This is a genomic window from Marinobacter sp., from assembly GCF_046484525.1.
Lineage (GTDB): Bacteria > Pseudomonadota > Gammaproteobacteria > Pseudomonadales > Oleiphilaceae > Marinobacter.
In genome coordinates, this window is record NZ_JAWOIS010000036.1 from 1 (window position 1) to 23278 (window position 23278).

At 60.6% G+C, this 23278-nt stretch carries 26 protein-coding genes; 20 read left to right on the forward strand and 6 right to left on the reverse strand.

The features are described 5' to 3' along the window. The 6 genes from rpe to trpC form a co-directional block, all read left to right on the forward strand. Positions 1 to 549: ribulose-phosphate 3-epimerase (rpe, locus tag R6W86_RS07535; protein ID WP_410328755.1), on the forward strand; the 549-nt coding region annotated here is incomplete at its 5' end. Beyond that, the gene (locus tag R6W86_RS07540) at positions 546 to 1235 is read left to right on the forward strand and encodes a phosphoglycolate phosphatase (protein WP_410328756.1); all 690 of its coding nucleotides are present in this window, start codon (positions 546 to 548) and stop codon (positions 1233 to 1235) included. The genes rpe and R6W86_RS07540, both read left to right, overlap by 4 nt. Before the next feature lie 236 nt (positions 1236 to 1471). Next, the gene (trpE, locus tag R6W86_RS07545; protein ID WP_410328757.1) at positions 1472 to 2959 is read left to right on the forward strand and encodes an anthranilate synthase component I; all 1488 of its coding nucleotides are present in this window, start codon (positions 1472 to 1474) and stop codon (positions 2957 to 2959) included. A 16-nt stretch (positions 2960 to 2975) separates the two neighbouring features. Beyond that, complete coding sequence (locus tag R6W86_RS07550; RefSeq protein ID WP_410328758.1) at positions 2976 to 3584, forward strand: anthranilate synthase component II; 609 nt, start codon at positions 2976 to 2978, stop codon at positions 3582 to 3584. Beyond that, entirely contained in the window at positions 3575 to 4603 is a 1029-nt protein-coding gene (gene trpD, locus R6W86_RS07555) for an anthranilate phosphoribosyltransferase (protein ID WP_410328759.1), read from the forward strand. The genes R6W86_RS07550 and trpD overlap by 10 nt, the downstream gene beginning before the upstream one ends. 79 nt (positions 4604 to 4682) lie before the next feature. Continuing rightward, positions 4683 to 5504, forward strand: coding sequence for an indole-3-glycerol phosphate synthase TrpC (trpC, locus tag R6W86_RS07560; RefSeq protein WP_410328760.1), 822 nt, complete (start codon positions 4683 to 4685; stop codon positions 5502 to 5504). 52 nt (positions 5505 to 5556) lie between these two features. Here the strand turns inward: trpC and R6W86_RS07565 are convergent, their stop codons facing one another. Beyond that, a complete protein-coding gene (locus tag R6W86_RS07565) occupies positions 5557 to 6171 on the reverse strand; it encodes a DUF4202 domain-containing protein (protein WP_410328761.1) in 615 nt (204 codons plus the stop codon). A 222-nt stretch (positions 6172 to 6393) separates the two neighbouring features. On the opposite strand from R6W86_RS07565, the gene R6W86_RS07570 reads away from it, so the two are divergent. Then, positions 6394 to 6510, forward strand: coding sequence for a hypothetical protein (locus tag R6W86_RS07570; RefSeq protein ID WP_410328851.1), 117 nt, complete (start codon positions 6394 to 6396; stop codon positions 6508 to 6510). 38 nt (positions 6511 to 6548) lie between these two features. Here R6W86_RS07570 and R6W86_RS07575 read toward each other — a convergent pair whose 3' ends face one another. Both R6W86_RS07575 and R6W86_RS07580 read right to left on the reverse strand, forming a co-directional pair. Next, positions 6549 to 7166, reverse strand: a complete 618-nt coding sequence (locus R6W86_RS07575) for a glutathione S-transferase family protein (RefSeq protein ID WP_410328762.1) — start codon at positions 7164 to 7166, stop codon at positions 6549 to 6551. Positions 7167 to 7276: 110 nt separating this feature from the next. After that, positions 7277 to 8014: an alpha/beta fold hydrolase gene (locus R6W86_RS07580; RefSeq protein WP_410328763.1), complete on the reverse strand. Its 738-nt coding sequence runs from the start codon at positions 8012 to 8014 to the stop codon at positions 7277 to 7279. Between the two features lie 393 nt (positions 8015 to 8407). Here R6W86_RS07580 and R6W86_RS07585 point away from each other — a divergent pair, with 393 nt between their 5' ends. From R6W86_RS07585 to R6W86_RS07600, 4 genes are all read left to right on the forward strand, one after another. After that, on the forward strand, positions 8408 to 9379 hold the full coding sequence (locus R6W86_RS07585; RefSeq protein WP_410328764.1) for an ABC transporter substrate-binding protein: 972 nt from the start codon (positions 8408 to 8410) through the stop codon (positions 9377 to 9379). 94 nt (positions 9380 to 9473) lie between these two features. Beyond that, on the forward strand, positions 9474 to 10508 hold the full coding sequence (locus R6W86_RS07590) for an ABC transporter permease (protein ID WP_410328765.1): 1035 nt from the start codon (positions 9474 to 9476) through the stop codon (positions 10506 to 10508). Positions 10509 to 10518: 10 nt separating this feature from the next. Beyond that, positions 10519 to 11574 carry a glycine betaine/L-proline ABC transporter ATP-binding protein gene (locus R6W86_RS07595; RefSeq protein WP_410328766.1) on the forward strand — a complete coding sequence of 352 codons (1056 nt, stop codon included), beginning with the start codon at positions 10519 to 10521 and terminating at the stop codon, positions 11572 to 11574. An 81-nt stretch (positions 11575 to 11655) separates the two neighbouring features. Beyond that, positions 11656 to 12489, forward strand: coding sequence for a substrate-binding periplasmic protein (locus R6W86_RS07600; RefSeq protein ID WP_410328767.1), 834 nt, complete (start codon positions 11656 to 11658; stop codon positions 12487 to 12489). Here the strand turns inward: R6W86_RS07600 and R6W86_RS07605 are convergent. After that, a complete protein-coding gene (locus tag R6W86_RS07605; protein ID WP_410328768.1) occupies positions 12465 to 13442 on the reverse strand; it encodes an META domain-containing protein in 978 nt (325 codons plus the stop codon). The genes R6W86_RS07600 and R6W86_RS07605 overlap by 25 nt on opposite strands. A gap of 105 nt (positions 13443 to 13547) precedes the next feature. On the opposite strand from R6W86_RS07605, the gene R6W86_RS07610 reads away from it, so the two are divergent. The 6 genes from R6W86_RS07610 to R6W86_RS07635 all read left to right on the forward strand — a co-directional run bounded on the left by R6W86_RS07610 (position 13548) and on the right by R6W86_RS07635 (position 19093). Further along, a complete protein-coding gene (locus R6W86_RS07610; RefSeq protein ID WP_410328769.1) occupies positions 13548 to 14324 on the forward strand; it encodes a glutathione S-transferase family protein in 777 nt (258 codons plus the stop codon). Positions 14325 to 14434: 110 nt separating this feature from the next. Beyond that, positions 14435 to 15385, forward strand: a complete 951-nt coding sequence (locus R6W86_RS07615; RefSeq protein ID WP_410328770.1) for a sterol desaturase family protein — start codon at positions 14435 to 14437, stop codon at positions 15383 to 15385. Between the two features lie 120 nt (positions 15386 to 15505). Next, positions 15506 to 16315, forward strand: a complete 810-nt coding sequence (gene modA, locus R6W86_RS07620; RefSeq protein ID WP_410328771.1) for a molybdate ABC transporter substrate-binding protein — start codon at positions 15506 to 15508, stop codon at positions 16313 to 16315. 29 nt (positions 16316 to 16344) lie between these two features. Further along, positions 16345 to 17022 carry a molybdate ABC transporter permease subunit gene (gene modB / locus R6W86_RS07625; protein ID WP_410328772.1) on the forward strand — a complete coding sequence of 226 codons (678 nt, stop codon included), beginning with the start codon at positions 16345 to 16347 and terminating at the stop codon, positions 17020 to 17022. After that, positions 17019 to 18101: a molybdenum ABC transporter ATP-binding protein gene (modC, locus tag R6W86_RS07630; protein ID WP_410328773.1), complete on the forward strand. Its 1083-nt coding sequence runs from the start codon at positions 17019 to 17021 to the stop codon at positions 18099 to 18101. The genes modB and modC overlap by 4 nt, the downstream gene beginning before the upstream one ends. Positions 18102 to 18205: 104 nt before the next feature. After that, positions 18206 to 19093, forward strand: a complete 888-nt coding sequence (locus tag R6W86_RS07635) for an alpha/beta fold hydrolase (protein WP_410328774.1) — start codon at positions 18206 to 18208, stop codon at positions 19091 to 19093. Here the strand turns inward: R6W86_RS07635 and crp are convergent. Then, positions 19090 to 19731 (reverse strand): cAMP-activated global transcriptional regulator CRP, encoded by a 642-nt coding sequence (gene crp, locus R6W86_RS07640; RefSeq protein ID WP_007153756.1) that lies wholly within the window; start codon positions 19729 to 19731, stop codon positions 19090 to 19092. The genes R6W86_RS07635 and crp overlap by 4 nt on opposite strands. Before the next feature lie 246 nt (positions 19732 to 19977). Between crp and R6W86_RS07645 the strand changes: the two genes are divergently transcribed. From R6W86_RS07645 to R6W86_RS07655, 3 genes are all read left to right on the forward strand, one after another. After that, positions 19978 to 20400 (forward strand): OsmC family protein, encoded by a 423-nt coding sequence (locus R6W86_RS07645; RefSeq protein WP_410328775.1) that lies wholly within the window; start codon positions 19978 to 19980, stop codon positions 20398 to 20400. Positions 20401 to 20627: 227 nt separating this feature from the next. Then, positions 20628 to 21419 carry an adenosylmethionine decarboxylase gene (gene speD, locus R6W86_RS07650; protein WP_372986096.1) on the forward strand — a complete coding sequence of 264 codons (792 nt, stop codon included), beginning with the start codon at positions 20628 to 20630 and terminating at the stop codon, positions 21417 to 21419. Positions 21420 to 21552: 133 nt separating this feature from the next. Then, positions 21553 to 22398 carry a pirin family protein gene (locus R6W86_RS07655; protein WP_410328776.1) on the forward strand — a complete coding sequence of 282 codons (846 nt, stop codon included), beginning with the start codon at positions 21553 to 21555 and terminating at the stop codon, positions 22396 to 22398. Between the two features lie 2 nt (positions 22399 to 22400). Here the strand turns inward: R6W86_RS07655 and R6W86_RS07660 are convergent, their stop codons facing one another. Then, positions 22401 to 23267, reverse strand: a complete 867-nt coding sequence (locus R6W86_RS07660) for a phosphoribulokinase (RefSeq protein ID WP_410328777.1) — start codon at positions 23265 to 23267, stop codon at positions 22401 to 22403. Positions 23268 to 23278 lie beyond the last annotated feature (11 nt).

Sequence of the window (23278 nt, forward strand, 5' to 3'; positions counted from 1 at the left end):
ACCATCGGCCCCATGGTGTGCGAGGCACTGCGCAAGCACGGCGTTACTGCTCCCATCGATGTGCACCTGATGGTGTCCCCTGTGGATGACCTGATTCGCATGTTCATTGATGCCGGCGCCAGTTACATCACCTTCCACCCGGAGGCGTCCAACCACATCGACCGTTCCCTGCAACTGATCCGGGACGGCGGGTGCAAGGCCGGCCTGGTGTTCAACCCGGCCACGCCGCTGAGCTATATGGATTACGTGATGGACAAGCTCGACATGGTGCTGCTGATGTCGGTCAACCCGGGCTTTGGCGGCCAGAAGTTCATCCCCGGCACCCTCGACAAGCTGCGCGAAGCCCGCAAGAAAATCGACGCCAGCAATTACAACATCCGGCTGGAAATCGATGGCGGCGTGAAAACCGATAACATCCGTGAAATCGCCGAAGCCGGTGCCGACACCTTCGTCGCCGGTTCTGCCATTTTCAACACTCCGGACTACAAGGCCACCATCGACGCCATGCGGGCAGAACTGGAGCAGGCCCACAAGGTGATTGGCGGATGAGTCTCAAAGGCCTGTTCAACGCCCGGTGGCCGGGCGTTGCCCTGTTTGACCTGGACGGCACCCTCGTAGACAGCGCACCGGATCTGGCCGCAGCGGTGGACCAGATGCTCGAGCATTTGGGCCGGACACCGGCGGGTCTCGACAAGGTCCGGGACTGGGTGGGTAATGGCGCCGCGGTTCTGGTGCGGCGCGCCCTGGCCGGAACCACCGACTGGGAGCCCGCCGAACCGAAGGACGACGCCCTGTTCAAGGACGCCCTGGCGATCTTTTTCCATCACTACGGCCGGCTCAACGGCCAGCATTCCCGGGTCTACCCGGGAGTGGAAGCCTGTCTCACGCACCTGAAAAACAATGGCTGCCGGCTGGCGGTGGTGACCAACAAGCCGGAACAGTTCGTGGCGCCTCTGCTCAGGCAGCTGAACCTGGACCACTGGTTTGACCTGAGCATCGGCGGCGACACGCTGCCGGTCAAAAAACCGGACCCTGGCCCACTGCTGCATGCCATGGAGCAGCTCGGCGGGACCCGTGGCACGACGGTCATGGTCGGAGACTCCGCGGCTGACGTGAACGCCGCCATTGCTGCCGGCATTCCCTGCGTGGCAGTCCGCTACGGTTACAACTTCGGGGGATCTGTGGAAACCCTGGGGGCCGACGCGATTGTTGATTCGCTGGCCGAGCTTTTGTAATCTCACAAGGACGTTTCATTGAACACTTGTTATCGGGAGATTCCTGCCGTGCAGGGACTGAATCTGACTGCAGCGCGAGGCATGCTCACAACCCGCGCAACACGATGGTGGCGATGGCGCACCGGCTGAACAGGCCTGGCGGCTGACCGGCGCGCGCCTGTCGAGACCGTACCACCCGACGGAATGGCATCCGGCCCTTCCGTGCAAATGCAGATCAGAATTCAGGAAACCGACACATGACACCCGAGCAGTTCTCCGAGCTCGCCCAAGCCGGCTTTAACCGCATTCCTGTGTATCGCGAGGTCCTGGCGGACCTCGATACACCATTGAGCACCTATCTGAAGCTGGCCAGTGGTCCCTATTCCTACCTGTTCGAATCCGTCCAGGGTGGTGAGAAATGGGGCCGCTATTCCATCATCGGCCTGCCCAGCCAGGAAATTCTCAAGGTCTATGACCACCGCATTGAAGTCAGCCGGAACGGCAAGGTGGTTGAGCAGGAAGAGGTGGAAGACCCGCTGGCGTTCGTCGACGAGTACCAGAAGCGCTTCAATGCCCCGGACCTGCCGGAACTCCCGCGATTCAATGGCGGTCTGGTAGGCTATTTCGGCTACGATACCGTGCGCTACATCGAAAAGCGCCTCCGCCATTCCTCCCCACCGGACAAGATCGGCACCCCGGATATCCTGTTGATGGTTTCCGACGAGATCGTGGTGTTCGATAATCTGCGCGGCAAGCTGCACCTGATTGTCCACGTCGACCCGACCACCAAAGGCGCCTACGATCAGGCCCAGGCCCGTATCGACGAACTGGAAGCAAGACTGCACCGGCAGACCGCCAATGCTCCACGTACTCCGGAACACCTGCGCGGCAAGGCCGTGGACGAGGGTGATTTCATCTCCGGCTTCACCCAGGACCGATTTGAAGCGGCCGTCGACCGGATCAAGAAATACGTGCTGGATGGCGACGTGATGCAGACAGTCATTTCCCAGCGTATGTCCATTCCCTTCGAGGCACCGCCCCTCAACCTGTATCGCTCCCTGAGGGTGCTGAACCCGTCGCCATACATGTATTTCCTGGACCTGGACAGCTTCCACATTGTTGGTTCATCCCCGGAAATCCTGGCACGGGTGGAGGATGAAGAGGTGACCGTGCGGCCCATCGCCGGCACCCGAAAGCGCGGCGCCACCGATGCCGAGGACAAGGCGCTGGAAAACGAACTGCTGGCCGATCCGAAGGAGATTGCGGAACACCTGATGCTGATCGATCTGGGCCGCAACGACGCCGGCCGGGTCTCGGAAACCGGGACAGTCAAGGTCACCGACAAGATGATCGTGGAGCGCTATTCCCACGTCATGCACATCGTGTCCAACGTCACCGGCCGCCTGAAAGAAGGCACCAGCTGCCTGGACGTACTGCGGGCCACCCTGCCCGCCGGCACCCTCAGTGGCGCCCCCAAGATCCGGGCCATGGAAATCATCGACGAACTGGAGCCCGTCAAGCGTGGCGTCTATGGTGGCGCGGTGGGGTATCTCTCGTTCAACGGCAACATGGATACCGCCATTGCCATCCGCACCGCTGTCATCAAGGACAACACCCTGCACATCCAGGCCGGTGCCGGGGTGGTGGCGGACTCTGTTCCCCGCCTCGAGTGGAAAGAAACAATGAACAAGGGCCGGGCGATTTTCCGTGCCGTGGCCATGACCTACAACGATTACGACCACTGAGGCGGAGGAACGGATTATGTTGCTGATGATCGATAACTACGACTCCTTCACCTACAACGTGGTGCAGTACCTGGCGGAGCTGGGTGCGGATGTGCGGGTCTACCGAAACGATGAAATCACCATCGAGCAGATCGAGTCCCTGCAACCGGAACGGCTGGTGATCTCACCGGGGCCGTGCACACCGAACGAAGCCGGCGTTTCCATGGAGGCGATCCGCCACTTTGCCGGCAAGCTGCCCATCCTCGGTATCTGCCTGGGGCATCAGGCCATCGGCCAGGTCTACGGCGCCGACATTGTCCGGGCCGGTCGGGTCATGCATGGCAAGGTCTCCGCGGTCTACCACAAGGACATCGGCGTGTTCCGGGGGCTGAGCAATCCGTTGCAGGCCACCCGCTACCACAGCCTGGTCATTGACCAGAACACTCTGCCGGATTGTCTGGAAGTCACCGCCTGGACCCGCAATGATGACGGCTCCATCGAGGAAATCATGGGCGTGCGCCACAAAACCCTGCCCATCGAAGGCGTTCAGTTCCACCCCGAGTCGATCATGACCGAACAGGGCCATGAACTGCTGCGCAACTTCCTGAGAACAAACAACCAAGAGGCCAACTCTCCATGGACATGAAAGAAGCTCTGAACCGGATCGCCTCCAACCTGGATCTTTCCCGGGAGGAAATGAAAGAGGTCATGCGCATCGTCATGAACGGCGAGGCCACTGATGCGCAGATCGGGGCATTGCTGATGGGGTTGCGCCTCAAGAGCGAGACCATTGACGAGATTACCGGCGCCACCGAGGTCATGCGCGAGCTGGCCACCGGGGTGACCGTCAACGCCGAGCCACTGGTGGACATTGTCGGTACCGGCGGCGACGGCGCTAACCTGTTCAACGTCTCCTCCGCAGCCTCTTTCGTGGTGGCCGCAGCCGGCGGGTACGTCGCCAAGCACGGCAACCGGGGCGTGTCCTCCAAGAGCGGCAGCGCCGATCTCATCGAGAAGGCGGGCATCAACCTGGACATGACCCCTGAGCAGGTGGCCCGCTGCGTGGAGCAGATCGGCGTAGGCTTCATGTTTGCTCCGGCCCACCATGGCGCCATGAAGCACGCCATCGGCCCGCGCAAGGAGCTGGGCTGCCGGACCATCTTCAACATCCTCGGCCCGATGACCAATCCCGCCGGGGTCAAGCGTCAGCTGCTCGGTGTGTTCACCAAGGAGCTGTGCCGTCCGATGGCCGAAGTGATGAAGCGCCTCGGTGCGGAGCACATCATGGTGGTGCATTCGAAGGACGGCCTGGACGAGATCAGCCTGGCCACCATTACTCATGTGGCGGAGCTCAAGGATGGTGAGATCACCGAGTATGACATTACCCCGGAAGACCTCGGCATCAAGAGCCAGTCTCTGGTGGGTCTGGACGTGGGCTCCTCCGAGGAATCGCTGAACCTGATCAAGGCCGCGTTCGGCCGGGATCATGATGAGATCACCGAGAAAGCCCGGGATCTCATCGCCCTTAATGCCGGTGCGGCCATCTACATTGCCGGTCTGGCGGATTCCCCGAAAGCCGGCGTTGAGATGGCGCTGGATGCCATGGGATCGGGACTGGCTGCGGGCAAGATGTCCGAGTTGGCTGATTTTTCCCAGTGTTTTTAATACCGGCCTGCTAACTTCGCAGCCGGACGATCGGAAGGGGAGGCGCTTTCCGCTCTCGCAGACTATTTACGGGCCTGATATGACAGACAGACATCTGGATAAGACTCCCACCATTCTTCGGAAAATCGTTGACCGGAAATGGCAGGAAATCGACGAGCGCAAACGCCGCGTCACCGTTGACGATTTGAAAGCCATGGCGGGGGACCAGGCACCTGCCCGGGGTTTTGCCGACGCCATGCGATCACGCATCGAGCAAGCGACCCCTGCCGTCATTGCCGAGATCAAGAAGGCGTCTCCCAGCAAGGGCATCCTGCGCGATCCGTTCGTGCCGGCCGAGATTGCCGAAAGTTATGAGAAGGGCGGCGCGGCCTGTTTGTCCGTCCTGACCGACCGTGACTTCTTCCAGGGCCACGAGGACTACCTGAAAGCCGCCCGGGCTGCCTGCAGCCTGCCGGTGATTCGCAAGGATTTCATGGTGGCGCCCTACCAGGTCTACGAAAGCCGCGCCATCGGCGCCGACTGCATCCTGCTGATTGCCGCCTGCCTGACCCGGGACCAGATGCAGGAACTGGAAGGCATTGCCCGGGATATCGGGCTGGATGTGCTGGTGGAGGTGCACGACCCGGAAGAGATGGACGATGCCCTGACCCTGAAAACGCCATTGGTCGGCATCAATAACCGCAACCTGCACACCTTCGAGGTATCCCTGGACACCACGTTCGAGCTGCACGAGCGGATCGGCCCAGACCGGCTGACGGTGACCGAAAGCGGGATCATGACCCGGGACGATGTGGAAGCCATGACCAGCCGTGGTATTTATGGCTTCCTGGTGGGTGAATCGTTTATGCGGGCGGCGAAACCTGGAGAAAAAGTTAAAGAGCTGTTTTTTCCAGAAGGCTGACTGAGGAGTTAGATACAGGGCGGCGGGTGGGCCGGGCCCTGTGCACCAGAAGTCACTCCTCAGGTTGCGCCAAAGCTTCCTGCAATAACGCCAGTAAATGAGCCGGCATCCCGCTGGCCAACTTGAGAGCCGCCTCATGCCCCCGGGGCGACATCTTGCCCCAGGTCCGGCGCACAATCCGAAGCCACTTCTCCCGATCATAATCCGGCCTTTCCTCATAGAACGGAGCAAAATAGCGCTCCAGGAACACCATGCAGGCGACATCCTCCAGCAGCTGGGTATCCGGATCCTGGCGCAGCTCCCGCTTGGTGAGGATGGTTTCCACCCGCTGGCACTCTTCCTCGGGATAGCCGCATTCGGCCATTATCTCCGCCGCCCGGCGGCCGTGCATGCGGCCACAGGCCTGCCGCCACTGGTAGTAATTCTTCCGACCCTCCCCGAACTCGCTCCGGGGCATGGTCCAACGCTCGATGTGCTGGGCCCGGCAGGCGATTTGCATGCGTTCGGAGGGATCCGGGTCCAGCTCAAACAGCCACCGGGTCATGTGCTGGCTATAGGCGAACTCCCGGGGCAGGCTTTCGCCGCCCACCACTTCCCGGCTCGGGTCGGCCCGGTTGGCCTCGTCAATCTTGTTCAGGGCACAATCGAGACTGGCGGAAACCGTCATCTCTCACTCCATCGTTACTTGAATCGGGATCAGCGTAGGTGAATCCCTTGAAGGGTATATCTCTTACTGGAACTTGTCCCGACTGTAATCCGTGAATGAATATTAATGTTTGACCCGAACCTTATCCGGAGCCCGACCAAGCCGTGTAATTGACCAACCTGGACAATCCCACCGAGTGGCAATCCGCTTACCACGATTCCCAGCGGCAAAGGGAGCGCCTGCCTGTGCCAGCAGGATGTGCTGTGCCGCTGGGGTGGCGAGGAGCTGCTGATCCTGCTACCGGAAACTGGGCCGACAACGCCCTGTATGGCGCCAAGGCCGTCGGCCTTAACCGGGTGATGATGGCCCCGGGCAATGAAACCGGGGCCACTCCCGGTTCAGGCTTGAGCCGATGGCCGAGCCTTGATCCGGTCGTACCAGGCCTGAAGATGGGACTGCTCCGGCTTGATACGGATATTCACCACCCGCGCGAAAGCCATGGTGGTGAAGGCATTGATGTCGGCAGCGGTGAATCGGTCACAACAAATAAATTCCTTGCCTTCCAGGTGCTTGTCCAGGAAGTGCATGAACTTCTCCACACCCTGACCACACTCCTCGCCCCATTCCTTGATGGGGTTCATCCGGTCCTTGAAATAGCCGGTAGTGTGCTGGAAGCACATGCCGGTGGGCAGGAAGAAGTAGAAGTCGATCCAGCGCAGCCATTGTTCGAGGTAGGCCTTCTCCAGCGGCGTTTCACCGAGCAGCTTGGGCGCATCGGAATAGGCCTCTTCGAAGTAGCGGCAGATGGCCATGGTCTCGGCAATGCAGGTGCCGTCATCCAGTTCCATGACCGGCACTTTTTTCATGGGATTGCGGGCAACGAATTCCGGTGTCAGGTTCTCGCCCTTCTGCAAGTCGATCTCGACGAATTCGGCCTCGTCCAGCAGGCCCTTCTCGGCCATGAACATACGCACGCGGCGGGGATTCGGGGCAGTTTTTGTTTCAAAGATCTTCATCAGGATCGGCTCCGTTCCGGGTGTTCGATGGATGAACATAATTGCTGAGAACAGCCCAGAGACTGACCGCAAAAAACGGTTGCGTCAAGCAACTGTTAAGGCACCGCTGATTAACTCCGTGGCAGCCAGCTCCGGATCTGCTCCAGTATCCACCCAGGTTCATCCAGCGGAAGGTCGTGGCCAGCATCGGGATGCAGTCTGAGGGTCCATTGCCAACGGGATTCCAGGACTTCGCTGCACTGGAAGTGCACGATCCGGTCCCCCCGGCTGGCCAGCAGCAGGGCATCTGGCAGCGGTCGCTGGGGTGCCGGGGTAAAACGCGCCGCGGCCCGCAGCTGATTGAAAGCATTGGTCAGGCTGACCGGGCGCTGGCGCTGGATGCTGTACCAGCGTTTGGCCAAGGCCAGGGGCACCGGTCGGTTGGAGGTCAGGTGCAACAGATCCCGCTCCCGGTCAAACAGCTCCCGGCGCGCCAGCAACCTGAGCACCCTGGGCCAGGCCGCAGGCCGCATGCGCTGCCAGGGCGGGCTGAACCCGGAACTGGCATTGATCATCACGAGCTGCTGAATTTCACCTACTTCCGCGTGCTGGGCCCAATCCAGCGCCACCATGCCACCCATGGAGAGGGCGATGATGCCGAAGGGCCGTGGGATGTGATTGACCTGCTGACAGACCTGCCGACGGATGCCTTCAATGGTATCGGGGCTATCCTGCCGGTAATGGACACCAGTGCCGGGAAGGTCGACCGCGTGGAAACGGTGCCCGGGAAACGCGGACTGTAAAGCCACCGGGAAATCCCCCCAGTGCGCCTGCTCCCGTGTCAGTCCCCGCAACAGTATCCAATGCATATCAGATCGAATCCCGGTACCAGTGAATGATGGCCGCTTCTCTCAGCATGGCCTCCTGTTTCCGCTCCGGCAACCGCCGTGTGGGGGAGTCAGATCACGTAATTTGGTCATGCACACACCTCCAGCCAACAACCTTTCAAGATACCTCCCCCTGAAGCTACAGATGTTGACGGTGGTGCGGAAATATGACGGCAAACACGACGCTTTCAGGCCATTTCCTTGAATCTCGATTCAATTTCCTTATCCTAGAAAGGGAATTCTTACGAGAAGTCCTGTTTTGAAGAACGCAGTAGCGGTCCCAAAAACACTCCCTCCCTCCGATCCCATGCGATCGCAGTTTGGTCATTCCTGCAAGCGCTCTACTGCGTTACCAACCCCAAAGGAGAAGTAACCATGAAGAAGTTTACTTCTGCCGCGCTCCTGTGTGCGGCGGCAATTCCCGGCATGGCCCAGGCCAACGAATGTGGTGAAGTATCCATCACCGAGATGAACTGGGCGTCCAATACGGTGGTTACCAATGTCGCCAAATTCATCATGGAGCAAGGCTATGGCTGCGATGTCACCATTGTTCCCTCCGATACCGTACCGGCCGTCACCTCGGTCGCCGAAAACGGTGAGCCGGACATTGTCACCGAGCTGTGGCTGAACTCCGCTGGCGAGGCGTACCTGCGACTGGAAGAACAGGGCAAGGTTGAGCGCCTGGGCAAGGTGCTGGAGCCGGGTGGTGTTGAAGGCTGGTGGATCCCCACCTACCTGGCGGAGAAGCACCCGGAGCTCACCACCATCGAAGGCGTGATGGCCAACCCGGAACTGGTCGGCGGTCGTTTCAACAACTGTCCCGATGGCTGGGGCTGCCGCGTAGTCAGTGACAACCTGATTCGTGCCCTGGACCTTGAAGAGTCCGGTATCAAAGTCTTCAACCACGGTTCCGGTGAAACCCTGGCCTCTTCCATGGCCTCCGCGGTCCAGAACCAGGAACCCTGGTTCGGCTACTACTGGGGCCCGACTGTACCACTGGGCAAGTACGACATGACCCGGGTGGAGTTGGGCGAATACAAGCCCGAGGTTCACAAGCGGAACCAGACCCAGGGTGTTGAGAACCCGGGTGTTTCCGAATTCCCGGCGGCCACCATCCTGACCTCGGTGACCACGGACTTTCAAGAGCGTGAACCGGAAGTGGCCGAGATGCTCAGCAAACTGACGTTCCAGACCTCGACCATGAGCTCGATCCTGGCATGGATGGACGCCAACAATGCGTCCGGCGAGGAAGCGGCTGTGTACTACCTGAGCAGCAACAGCAACGAGTGGTCCGCCTGGCTGAACGACTCGGCCCGGGAAAAGCTCGCTGCGATTCTCGATAACTGATCGACCCACCCCGCCCGGGACCCCGTTTCGGGCCCGTCCCGGGCTTTCATTCCAATCCCTCCGACTCCAGATACCCAGGAGAGACTGACCCCTGATGGCAACCTACGATTCGTTATTTTCATCACTCGGGCTCGAAGAGTGGTGCTCGCAAGGCCAGAGCGATGCCCCGATGTCGATGGCCGCCCTGTTGGCCAAGACCAAGGGTGGAAACACCGAACCGGAATCAATCTGGGACGCACCTTTCCCCTCGATGGATGCGCTCAACGAATCCTGTGCGGCCTTTCCGCAGTCGCGGGAGCTGACCAAGGGGCTGGAGCAGGGGTTTCTCGCCATCAAGGACAGTCTCAGCCTGGTGCTCGACCCACTGACCCAGCCACTGAGCTGGTTCCTGGATGGCGCCCTGTACGCCATGCTCAACACACCCTGGTGGATCGTCATACCGCTATTGCTTACGGTGGTTTATCTGGTCACCAAATCCTGGAGACTGATGCTGTTCGTCGGCGGCAGCATCGTACTGCTGGCGTTCATCGACCACTATGATTACGCCATGCAGACCCTGGCCATCATCTTTGTCTGCGCCTTTTTGTGCGTCTTGCTTGGCGTTCCGATCGGGATCACCATGGCCCGGAGCAACACCCTGCAGCGACTCATTATCCCGGTGCTGGACATGCTGCAGACGCTGCCGCCGTTCGTGTACCTGATTCCGCTGATCTTCCTGTTCAGCGTAACCGAGTCCAAGCTTTATGGCATTGCCATCATCCTCTACGCCATTGTCCCGGTTATCCGTCTGACCAACCTGGGGATCCGGCTGGTGGACAAGGACGTGATCGAGGCGGCCGATGCCTTCGGCATGACCCCCCGGCAAAAGCTCTACAAGGTCCAGATCCCGCTGGCACTGCCAAACATCATGGCCGGGGTGAACCAGACCATCATGATGAGCCTTGCCATGGTCGTGATCGCCTCCCTGGTGTCTGCACCCGGGTTGGGTGTGCTGGTCCTGAGAGGTATCCGGAACCTGGAACTGGGTGTTGGCCTGGTGTCCGGCCTGGGCATCGTGATCCTGGCGGTGATCCTCGACCGGGTCACCAAAGCGTCGCTCGCTCGTATCAACGTATCCCAGAAGCAGTGAGGAAGATCTCGTGGCAAACGATATCAAGATTTCGATCAGAAACCTGTTCAAGATCTTCGGCCCGGTTCCCGATGTGGCACTGGAGTATGTGCGCCGGGGCATGAACAAGGCGGACCTGCTGGACCAGCAGAATCATGTCCTCGGCCTGCGGGACATCAACGTGGATATACGGGATGGCGAGGTCACCGTGATCATGGGCTTGTCCGGGTCCGGAAAATCGACCCTGATCCGGCACCTCAACCGCCTGATCGAGCCGACGGCCGGGGAGATCCGGATCGATGGCGAGGACGTGCTCAGCTACAACGAGGAACAGCTGCGCAAGCTCAGGCGGGAGCGCATGTCGATGGTGTTCCAGAAATTCGCCCTGCTCCCCCACAAGACGGTGCTGGAGAATGCCGGCATGGCCAAGGCCATCCGCGGTTACACCACCTCGGATTTCGAGGCCGATGCCCGTAAATGGCTGGCCCGGGTAGGTCTGGAAGGCAACGAGAACCAGTACCCCCACCAGTTGTCCGGCGGCATGCAGCAGCGGGTCGGGATTGCCCGGGCACTGGTTTCCGATGCCCCGATCATGCTGATGGACGAGGCGTTTTCAGCGCTGGACCCGCTGATCCGGTCGGACATGCAGGACCTGCTACTGGAGTTGCAGGAGGAGCTGCACAAAACCATCGTGTTCATCACCCACGATCTGGACGAGGCGCTCAAGCTGGCCGACCACCTGGTTATCCTCAAGGATGGCGAAGTGGTGCAGCAGGGGGATCCCCAGGACATCCTTCTCAATCCGGGTGACCCGTACATCGTCGACTTCATCTCCGACATCAACCGAGCCCGGGTGCTGCGAGTACGCTCGGTCATGAAGCCGGGCAGCGAGGCCGAAGATGCCTATGCGGGGGATATCTCCGAACGGGACAATCTCGAGACCGTACTGGAACGCTCCGGGGGTGATACCGATCTGGCATTCCGCGTGGTCCGGAATGGCCAACAGGTAGGTTCTCTGCATATGAAGGATCTGACCAGGGCGCTTGTACCGACGACCGCAGCAACGGAGTCACGCCAACGAGCCTAGGCGAGGGATGATTACAAACCGCGGGCGAGGGGCTATGATGAGGGAAGTCGCCTCTCACCGGCGGTTAATCGGTCCCGACCAATGCGCAAAGTTTTTCTTATCATACTGACGTTGTTTCTCTCGGCCTGCTCGCCCGAACAGCCACCCCGTACCCCGATAGAACAGATCCAGCCCCCCGCTTCGCCCAAGATCGACACCGCGAACCCGGAAAACCGGATTGTGGTACTGGCGGCTGACCCCTGGTGCCCTCACAATTGCGTCTCCGGATCAACGCCCGAAGGTTATATGGTGGATCTCGCCCGTGAAGCTCTTGGACTGGCGGGGTTCGAGGTCAGCTACGTCAACATGAGCTGGGCACGAGCACTGGAACAAGCCAGAACCGGCTATATCGACGGCATCATCGGGCCATTCACGTCAGACGCTCCCGAATTCATCTTCCCGGAAGAACACATGGGGACCTCCCACGTCGAGCTGTACACCCAGCCTGGACAAGACTGGCGCTATGAGGGCATTGATTCGCTGCGGAACCAGGCCCTGATTGCCCTCAACGGCTATTCCTATTCCCCCGAACTGGATGATTACATCCTGCGTAACCGCGACGACCAGGAACGGGTATGGATTCTCTCGGGACCGGCGCCCCTGGAGCGCGCCATCAAATTGATTCTGGAGGGGCGTTCCGATGTTCTACCGGAAGACCGTGATGTCATGGCATGGACGCTCAAGAACCAGCTCCCCGGCGTTCAGCTCCGCAACGCCGGTGCTCTCTACAAGACGCCGGTTTATATTGCCTTCTCGGCCGCCAGCCCCCGTTCGGAAGAGCTGGCCGATACGCTCAGTCGTGGCATCCGGGAGCTCCGGGCATCCGGCCGCCTGACGGAGATCCTCGCAGGCTACGGCGTGTCCCCGGTAGACTGAATCGCGGTAATGGTTGCACCGGACGGGGTGCTCAGCTGCAGCTGCCCCTCGCGCCCGATCCGCATACGGGAAACGTCACCGAGTATCCGTAGGAAACGGGCTTCCTGATCCATCAGTGCCGGTGCACAGGCCATCCGGGTTGGGGCAATGGCACCGAACCCGATGCCTTCGCCGGTCAGCCGGTAGCTACCGGTATAGCGGTTGCAGGATCCGCGCCCGGCAACCCGGTTGTCCGAGAGGAGCCGGATGGTTACCCGTGAACTGTCAATAATACCGCCATCGGCAATATCCTCCACGACCCACTCGGCGCCCCGCAGTAACCGCTGTGGATCCCCCCCGCAGCCATTGTAGGTTTGCCCATTCACCGTCAACCGGGCCTGGGCCGGATATTGGGCGCCAGACATGCTGTCCTGGCATAACTGGCGGGCCACGGTCAGGCGGACATTGAGATCATCACCTCTGGCCTGGAATCTCCGGCCATGGCGGTCAGCCATCACCTTTTCCACTTCAAGCCGCTTCACGCCATCCTTTTCGAAGGGACGTTCAAGTTGGAGCTCGGCACCGGAGACCACCACTCGCCAGAAAGGCTCGTTACCCTTGGCCTCGAATGGCATCTTCACCGCCCCGGGCACCACGCATTCCGGGTAGGTCTCGCCCCGGATGGTCAACGTTGCCCGCTCACCCTTGCTCCAGAATCGGGTCTGGTCGTCCCCCGGTGCCACATAGAGGGCGCCGGGGGCGCTTTCGGCGGGCTTGAGCAGCAATCGACGATCCAGGTAATCGATTCCCAGCAGATCCCTGTTCTCCCCGGAGGTCACCCGGATCTCCATCTGGCCACAGTGATAAACCGAGTGCGGTTCCGGGCCGGCTACTGGCTGCCCGCTGGAGGCGCAGCCCCCCAACGGTCCTGCGATGATCAGAACGGCTATCCCTGAGCGGCGTCGTACCAACATGATCTCTCCAATGATCCCGATGACAAGGACGTTATTTTAGGCCGGCCGGGGCGGTTCCGCCATGACGCAGGTCGCTGGCCGAACTGCGGATTCAGAGGTATCGTAGTGGCCCTGACTTCTGCCACCGAGGTTGCTGCCATGACCGTCCGGCTCTATCAGTTCGCCATTTCCCATTACAGTGAAAAAGTCCGCTGGGCCCTGGACTACAAGGACATTCGCTACCAGCCGGTGAACCTGCTACCCGGCCAGCACGTCAAGACCATCCGGGCGCTCACCGGCAAGGAATCTTCCGTCCCGGTACTGGACTACGACGGCGAGATCATCCAGGGCTCCTCGACAATCCTCGATTACCTGGATGAGGCCTATCCGGAACACCCACTGACGCCGGCCGATCCGGCGAGCCGGGAGCAGGCGCTGGCCTGGGAACAACGCCTGGATGACGAGGCCGGCCCGGCGGTACGGTGCTGGGCCTACCATTACCTGCTACAGCGCCCCAGGCTGGTGGTCCCCATGCTGGCCTCCGGCACGCCCTTCTATAACCGTATACTGCTGAGCCTGGCCTTCAGCCGGGTTGACGAAATCATGCGCGACTGGATGAAGATCAACCAGGAAACGGCGAATGCCTCGCAGCAGGTTCTGGAAACGCTGCTCACCGAACTGGCGGATATCTACCAGCAGCGGCCATACCTGGCCGGTGACCGTTTCTCCCGTGCCGACCTGACGGCCGGAGCACTGCTCGCACCGCTTTTCCAACCGCCACAATACCCGGTGCCCTGGCCAAAGCGGCAGCGGCTGTTGCCGGCAATGAGAACCTGGCTCGACCAGTGGCAGGAGCAGATCGAACCACTGGCCCGCCTGTACCGGGAACATCGCCAGCGCTGAGTCGACAGTTGGCGGAAAGCGCCAATGGGCCTGGCGCAAAACGACAATGCAATATCGGCTGTCTGTGCCACTATGGAGACTGAACGTTTACCGCACCACCAGGACAGCCTATGGCTCTAATGGACATGATGCAGGCTGTGCTTGAAGACAGCGGCCTGATGGCACTCTGGCAGCATGTTGCGCCCTGGCTGGCCCTGGATGAGCGCCAGCTGATTTTCGTGTTTGCCACGCCGATCTTCATCGTCGTGACCCTGTGGGAATACCTCAAGATCCGCCACGATCCACGGCTGATCGATGCCCGGGAGGCCGTCCGCAACTTCGCTCTCGGAGCCGGCTACCAAGTCACCGAATTGTTGTTTGCCGGCGTGATCGCTTTCCCGGTTTATGCCCTGTGCTATCACTACCGGCTGTTTGATCTCGAGCTCAACTGGCTCACCGGGTTCCTGACCTTCCTCGGCGTCGATTTCTGTTTTTACTGGATGCACCGGGCCAGTCACCGGATGCGCTGGTTCTGGGCCGCCCATGTGGTACACCACTCCTCCGAGCGGATGAACTTCTCCACCGCCATGCGGCAGAATGCCACCAACATTTTCAACGGCATGTGGATCTTTTACCTGCCCCTCGCCCTGATCGGCTTCAATCCGGTCTGGATCGGTGTCGCCTATGCTTTTTCCCTCGTGTACCAGTTCTTTATCCACACGACCCTGGTGGGCCGGCTGCCCGGCTGGATCGAACTTGCGTTGAATACCCCAAGCCATCACCGAGTGCACCACGGCCGCAACCCTGGCTACATTGACCGCAATTATGGCGGCACCCTGATTGTCTGGGATCGGCTGTTCGGAACCTTCGTGGACGAAGACGCCAAGGACCCGCCCGACTATGGCATTACCCGGCCGGTGCCCTCGAACAACCTGCTGGTGCTCTGGACCCACGAGTACGCGGATCTTTTCCGCGACATGACGCGCCCCGGAAGCATGTGGTCACGATTGAGCCATTTATGGCATGCTCCGGAATGGCAGCGACCGGTTCGCCCGGGAGATTCGCGAAAGGTCCGGGGCTGAATCCGGGCAGCTCCCGCCCATCACCCACTCTCGGTAAGGGCTACCCCGGTTCGAATACCGCCCCGGCCTGTGGCATGATCTGGTTTCAGGAATACCTGATGAACCGAACGCCGAGGATCCATGGCAGCAGCTCCAGAACCATATTCCCGCCGGTACCCGGGCTGGCGGAGCATCCGTGCCGGCCTGGCTGGCCTGTTGGTGGCAACCGTTGCGGTATCCACCAGCGCCGAGACGCTGACCGCGGCGGTCGCCGCAAACTTTACCGGCACCATGCAAAAGCTGATTCCCCTGTTCGAGCAGCAGACTGGCCATCAGGTCCGCGCCAGTTATGGCTCCACCGGAAAGCTCTATGCCCAGATTCGCCAAGGCGCGCCCTTCGACGTGTTCCTGGCCGCTGACCGGCAACGACCGAAATTGCTCGAACAGCAGGAACTGGGGGTAGCCGGCAGCCGCTTCACCTACGCCCGTGGGCGCCTGGCACTGTGGAGCCGTTCCGTGGACGCATTCAACGACCCAGAGGCCTACCTTGCTGCCAGCACGGGCCCGCGCCTGGCCATTGGCAACCCCCGTACGGCACCCTATGGAGTCGCCGCCATGGAAGTACTTGACGCTCTGGGCCTGAAAAGCACCGTCCAGCGCCGCCTGGTCCGTGGTGATTCCATCGCCCAGACCTTCCAGTTTGTCGCCACCGGCAATGCCGAGGCGGGCTTTGTCGCCCTGGCCCAGCTGAGAGCCTGGGACGGCGCAAGCGGTGCCAGCTGGGTCGTGCCCGCCTCGCTGCATCAGCCCATTGACCAGCAGGCCATCCTGCTGGCCCGGAGCAAACACCCTGAAACCGCCCGGGACTGGCTGGAATTCCTTGCCAGCAAGGAAGCACGGGCAATCATTGAAAAAGATGGCTACGATACCGGTGACACGCCGGAGCCCTGAACCCGGCTGACCTAGGCGATGGAGATTTCATGGGCCCGGAATGGCAGGCCGTCTGGCTGACACTGAAACTGGCAGGCATTACCACACTGCTGTTACTGATCATCGGCACCCCGCTGGCCTGGTGGCTGGCTCGCAGCCAGCACTGGTCGCGGCAACCGGTATCCGCCCTCATCGCCCTGCCCCTGGTGCTGCCGCCCACTGTGCTGGGTTTTTACCTGCTCATCGTGATGGGGCCGGACGGCCTGGTGGGGCGACTGACCGAACAGCTCGGCCTCGGCCTGCTGCCATTTTCCTTTGAGGGACTCGTGGTTGCCTCGATCATCTACTCCCTGCCGTTCACCGTGCAACCGCTCCAGAACAGCTTCATGACCATCGACCAGCGCTTGCTGGAGGTGGCCGCCACGCTCCGGGCGTCGCCACGGGACCGCTTTTTCACCGTGGTCCTGCCACTGGCGAGACCGGGCTTTCTCAGTGCTGCGGTACTGACCTTTGCTCACACGGTGGGTGAGTTCGGCGTGGTGCTGATGATCGGAGGCAATATTCCGGGCGAGACCAAGGTGTTGTCAGTGGCAATCTATGATCACGTCGAGGCCCTGGACTACGCTTCCGCACACTGGCTGGCCGCCGGCATGCTGGCATTTTCCTTTATCGTCCTGTTGAGCCTTTACAGCCTCAACGGTCGTCTTCAGCCCGGGGTGATGAAATGACCGGTTCCTCTGGCATCCAGGCGCGCTTCGGGTGCGGATTCGGGACATTCCGGCTCGACGTCGACCTGGAGCTGCCGGGCACTGGCGTCACCGCGCTGTTCGGACACTCCGGCTGCGGCAAGACCACCCTGCTGCGATGCATTGCCGGACTCCAGGCCGCCAGCGGCGTCCTGACCGTCAACGGCGAGACCTGGCAGGAAGGTTCCCGGAGCCTGCCGGTGCACCAGCGTTCCCTGGCCTATGTCTTTCAGGAAACCAGCCTGTTCCCGCACCTGACCGTACGCAGGAATCTCAATTACGGCTTCCGCCGAATTCCGGAGGCCCGGCGCCGGATTGGCTTTGATCAGGCTGTGAACTGGCTGGGGCTTGGCCACCTGCTCGAACGCATGCCTGAGCGCTTGTCCGGCGGTGAACGCCAGCGGGTCGCCATTGCCCGGGCGTTGCTGACCAGCCCCGACCTGTTGCTGATGGACGAGCCGCTCTCGGCCCTGGATGCACGCAGCAAGGAGGAGATCATGCCCTACCTGGAAAGCCTCAGGGATTCCCTGGCCATTCCCATCCTCTATGTGTCCCATTCCACCGCCGAGGTCGCCCGACTTGCGGATCACATTGTTATGATGGACAACGGCCGGGTGGTTGCCGAGGGGCCATTGCAACAGACTCTGGCCCGCACCGACCAGCCGTTCGGCCTTGAGGAGGACGCCGGTGTGATCATGGAGGCGGTCATCGGCCAGCGCGATGAGCGATGGCATCTTTGCCGGGCCGATTTCGAGGGTGGCCACCTGTGGTTGCGGGACGACGCAGCACTGTCCACCGGACAACGGATTCGCCTTCAGGTATTGGCAAGGGACATCAGTATTGCCCTGACCCAGCTCACCGAGCAGAGCACTCAGAACCTTGTGCCGGCCACCATCGATGAAATCGCCTCGGATCTGAGCCCGGGCACGTCTATGGTCCGACTCATGGCGGGGAATACCCCCTTCCTGGCCCGGCTTACCAGCCGGTCGGTTCACACCCTGTCACTGCAACCCGGCCAGCGGGTCTGGATGCAGGTGAAATCGGTGGCCATCGTCGACTGACACCCCGGGCATGAGCTATGGCCTCTTTGGCCGCAGCCGGTTATGGCCCCAGCGTTTAACCTGTAGGCAACGAATCCATCCGATGCCCACCGACAGGAGCCGTCATGAACCGGGTCAACCATCGCGTACAAAGTGGCACTATCTCGCTCCATGCCGTCACCGAGGGCGACCCCGGCAACGAAGCCCTGGTGCTGGTTCATGGCTACCCGGATAATCACCACATCTGGGACCGGGTCGTCGAGAAACTGATTCCGGACTTTTACCTGGTCCGCTATGACGTCCGGGGCGCCGGGCTTTCCGACAAACCCGACAAGACCCGGGACTACCGGCTCCAGGAACTGGCGCGCGACCTTGAGGCCGTCGTCGACCAGTTGCTGCCGGGTCGCGCCTTTCACCTGGCGGCCCATGACTGGGGTTCGATCCAGAGTTGGGAATCGGTGACGTCCGGTTCGCTCTCAGGTCGGATTCGCTCCTACTCCTCGATCTCCGGTCCCTGCCTGGATCATGTCGGTTATTGGCTGAGGGAACAGGCGACAGATCTGCGAGGCGGAGGCACCGCCAAAGTGCTCCGGCAGCTGGCCAGCTCCTGGTATGTGTTCCTGTTTCAGTTACCGGTCGTGCCCGAAACCCTCTGGCGGCTGGGACTGGATCGGGCCTGGCCCGACATTCTGCGGAAACATGAAGGCATTACCAATGCCAGCTTCAGCGAACTGCAGCAGGGTGATGGCCTGTTTGGTGTCAAACTCTACCGTGCCAATTTCCTGCCCCGGCTGTGGCGCCCGGCACTGCGCCACGCGCAGTGCCCGGTACAACTGATCATTCCCAAAGGAGACAACTACGTCGGGGAGCAACTGTTTGAGCGGCAGGTCCGTTGGACGGGAAAGCTGACAAGACGAAAAGTGGACGCGCCCCACTGGGCGCCGCTGACTGCGCCCGGCCTGGTGGCGGACGCAATCAGGGAATTCGCATTCGCAGGAGGGTGGGCTGGTTAACGGGTGCCGTACACCACCATGGTCTTGCCCTTGACCCGCACCAGCCCCTGGTCCTCCAGGGTCTTGAGCACCCGACCCACCATCTCCCGGGAACAGCCGACGATACGGCCAATTTCCTGGCGGGTGATCTTGATCTGCATGCCATCGGGATGGGTCATGGCATCGGGCTCCTTGCACAGGTCCAGCAAGGTTCTGGCCACCCGGCCGGTGACATCCAGGAAAGCCAGGTCTCCGACCTTGCGGGTGGTCTGACGCAGACGCGAAGCCATCTGTTCACCAATGAAGTACAGCACCCTCGGATCCTGCTGGGCGATCTCGCGGAACTTCGTATAGCTGATCTCGGCCACTTCGCATTCGGTCTTGGCTTTGACCCAGGCGCTGCGGGAGTCCATGTTATCGAACAGGCCCATTTCACCGAAGAAGTCACCGGCATTCAGGTAGGCCATGATCATTTCACGGCCATCGTCATCCTCGATGATGACGGTGACGGAACCCTTGACGATGTAGAACAGGGAATCGCTCTTGTCTCCGGCGTATATGATGGTGCTCTTGGCGGGGTAACGCCGGCGGTGGCACTGGGACAGGAAATAGTCCAGGTGCTTGGTTTTCTGCTCAACCGGCTTGACGATAGTAGCCATAGTTCGAGTCATGCCTCCTCAGATACTGGCGGGTCCCGATGGTTATAATTCACCCGGCTTTCCCTGCGGGTTCGTTAATTTTTCTTCAAAAACACGCCAACTTATAACAAGAAGGCCAATGGCGGGCAACCGGAAAGAGCGCACACCTTGACCTCGGTACCGTTTTCGGTGGCTGCCGGAGGATTCCGACTGTGCTAGCATCCGGCCTCATTACCCCTTGTTCCGACCAACGGAGACCATCACGATATGAAAGCAACCGTCGACTGGACCGGCAATGCCAGCTTCAGGGCCACCAGTGGCAGCGGCCACAGCGTACAGATTGATGGCCCCCCGGACCACGGCGGCGAAAACCTGGGACCCCGCCCCATGGAGCTGCTGCTGATGGGCCTCGGTGGATGTTCTTCCTTTGATGTGATGAGTATCCTCAAAAAAAGCCGCCAGGATGTGACTGCCTGCCACGCGGTACTGGAAGCGGAACGTGCCGATGTCGTGCCGGCGGTTTTCACCAGAATCCACCTGCATTTTGTCGTTACCGGCCACAACCTGAAGGAGAAGCAGGTTCAGCGGGCGGTAAGCCTGTCGGCAGAGAAGTACTGTTCCGCCTCGATCATGCTGGAAAAGGCCGGCGTGGAAATCAGTCACAGCCATGAAATCCGCGAGGCGGAGTAAGGTCTGTCCAGCCAGCCGGAACCGGCGGGAATTACGGATGCTAAAATGTCATTGCAGATACTATTCAACGTCACATGCGGTGTGCATAATACGCGCCTTCTCCGCCGGTCTGCGCAAAAGGTGAACAATGAGTCACCCGGTCAGTAATCGGTGGCGGCCTCGGCAGGGCTGACACTACAAGGTAGTGCCCTGCAGTCATTCATCTCCAATGTCCGGAGGGGCTGAGCATGGAAACCAAACTCCAGCTGCACGGTTTCAACAACCTGACCAAATCCCTGAGCTTCAACATCTACGACATCTGTTACGCGCAGACCGAAGAACAACGCGAAGCCTATATCGACTACATCGACGAGATGTACAACGCCGAGCGCCTGACCCAGATCCTGACCGACGTGGTCAAGATCATCGGCGCCAACATCCTCAATATCGCTCGCCAGGACTACGAGCCCCACGGGGCGTCCGTAACCATGCTCATTGCCGAGCATGAGATTACCGACGGCGAAGCCAACAACGAGGAGTCTCCGGGCCCGCTGCCGGACACCATCGTGGCGCATCTGGACAAGAGCCACGTGACCGTGCACACATACCCCGAGAGCCACCCCCACGATGGCGTCAGTACTTTCCGGGCCGACATCGACGTGTCCACCTGCGGCCTGATTTCCCCGCTGAAGGTATTGAACTACCTGATCCACAGCTTCGATTCCGACGTGGTGACCGTGGACTACCGCGTGCGCGGCTTCACCCGGGATGTGGATGGCACCAAGCATTACATTGATCACGACATCAACTCGATCCAGAACTACCTGACCGAGGATACCCAGAACGCGTATCAGATGATCGATGTGAATGTGTACCAGGAGAACCTGTTCCACACCAAAATGATGCTCAAGAACTTCAACCTGGACAACTACGTGTTTGGCGTCAATGCCAGCGACCTGGATCCGGCCGAAGCCCAGTCCATCGAGGATCGCCTCAGGCGCGAGATGCTGGAAATCTTCTATTCCCGGAACGTGGAATAAGCTTGGGCAACGGCGGTCTTCCGGGCCGCCGTTGTTCCTTCAGTTTTTTTGATCTCTCCCTCCAGAATTCTGCGTTTTCATCCTCCGTGACAGCCGGTTTAAATAGAACCATGTCAAACAACAGGAGGACGACATGGCGCTTCGTTCCGTTAAACAGATTATTCCCGCAATGGAGACCTCCGACGGTGCCGGTGTCCGCATCAAGCGCTCACTGGGGCAGCACCAGTCGGTCCGGCTCGACCCGTTCCTGATGCTGGATGAATTCGGCTCCGCCGAGGCGGCCGACTACATTGCCGGCTTTCCTTCCCACCCCCACCGTGGCTTTGAAACCGTGACCTACATGATCGAGGGGCACATGCTCCATGAGGATCATCTGGGTAACCGGGGGGATCTGCGCAATGGTGGCGTCCAGTGGATGACGGCCGGCAGGGGCATCATCCACTCCGAGATGCCACAGCAGGAGGAAGGCATGATGCGCGGGTTCCAGCTCTGGCTTAACCTGCCGGCGGCGGAAAAGATGACCGATGCCGGCTACCGTGACATCCAGCCCGAGGACATTCCGGAGATTGCGGTCAGTGGCGGCCTTATCAGGCTGATCGCGGGAACAGTGACGGTCGAGGGCACGACTCATCAGGGCGCAGTGACCGGCCGCAGTACCGAGCCGCTCTATGCGGACCTTCAGCTGAGCCCGGACGGACAGGTAACACTGCCGGTCCCGGCGGGCCATAACGGCATGCTGTACCTGTACGAGGGCGACGCGAGTCTGGGCGATCAGGCCCTGCGGCGCAGCGCCGCCAACGTGCTTGGTGATGGTGACCGGATTACCGTCTGCGCCGGAGCCAGCGGCGCCCGGCTGCTGCTGATCGCCGGCAAGCCGCTTGGTGAACCGGTGGTCCAGTATGGTCCGTTCGTGATGAACACCCGCGAGGAAATCGAGCAGGCGCTGCGGGATTACCGGGATGGCCGATTGACCGCCTGAGGTCAGGCGTAGGTCTTCCGGCTCATCAGACGCTGGACCATGGGCCGAAGTACAATGTCCATGGCCAGCGCCATCTTCGGTCCCGGAACCACCAGGGTATCATGACGGGACACGGTACTGCCGGAGATCAGTTGCAGCAACTGGGTGAGTTTCACTTCCGAGGGGTCCCGGAACCGGATCACCACCATACTCTCGTCCTCGGTGGGCACATCCCGGACCACGAACGGGTTGGACGTATCCACCAGGGGCACGCGCTGAAAGTTGATGTGGGTGTGGGCGAACTGCGGCACGATATCGTGGACGTAATCATCCATGCGATTGACAATGGTCTGGACCACCGCCTCCTGGCTGTAGCCACGCTTGTGGGTATCCCGGTGGATCTTCTGGATCCATTCCAGGTTCACAATGGGAACCACCCCGATCAGCAAGTCCACGTACTGGGCGATGTTGTAGGTGTCACTCACCACCCCGCCGTGCAAGCCCTCGTAGAACATCAGGTCGGTGTCTGCCGGCAGCGGTCCCCAAGGTGTAAAGGTACCCGCCTTGTGGCCGGCTGCAATCAAATTATGGTCCTCATCGTGAACATACTGGCGATAGCGGCCATTACCGGTGTGGCCGTAATCGTAGAACAGCGCCTCGAGCTTGTCGATGTGATTGGCCGCCAGGGCAAAATGGTTGCGCTCACCGAACTGGCCCTTGGCCGCCAGCCGGGCCATCTGTTCCCGATTGTAGCGGTGAAAGCTGTCACCACTGACCATGGCTGCGCGCAAACCCTCACTGGCGAACATGCGACTGAAGATCTGCCCGGTGGTTGTGGTACCGGCACCGCTGGAGCCGGTCACGGCAATAATCGGATGACGCTTTGACATGGACTCCGCCT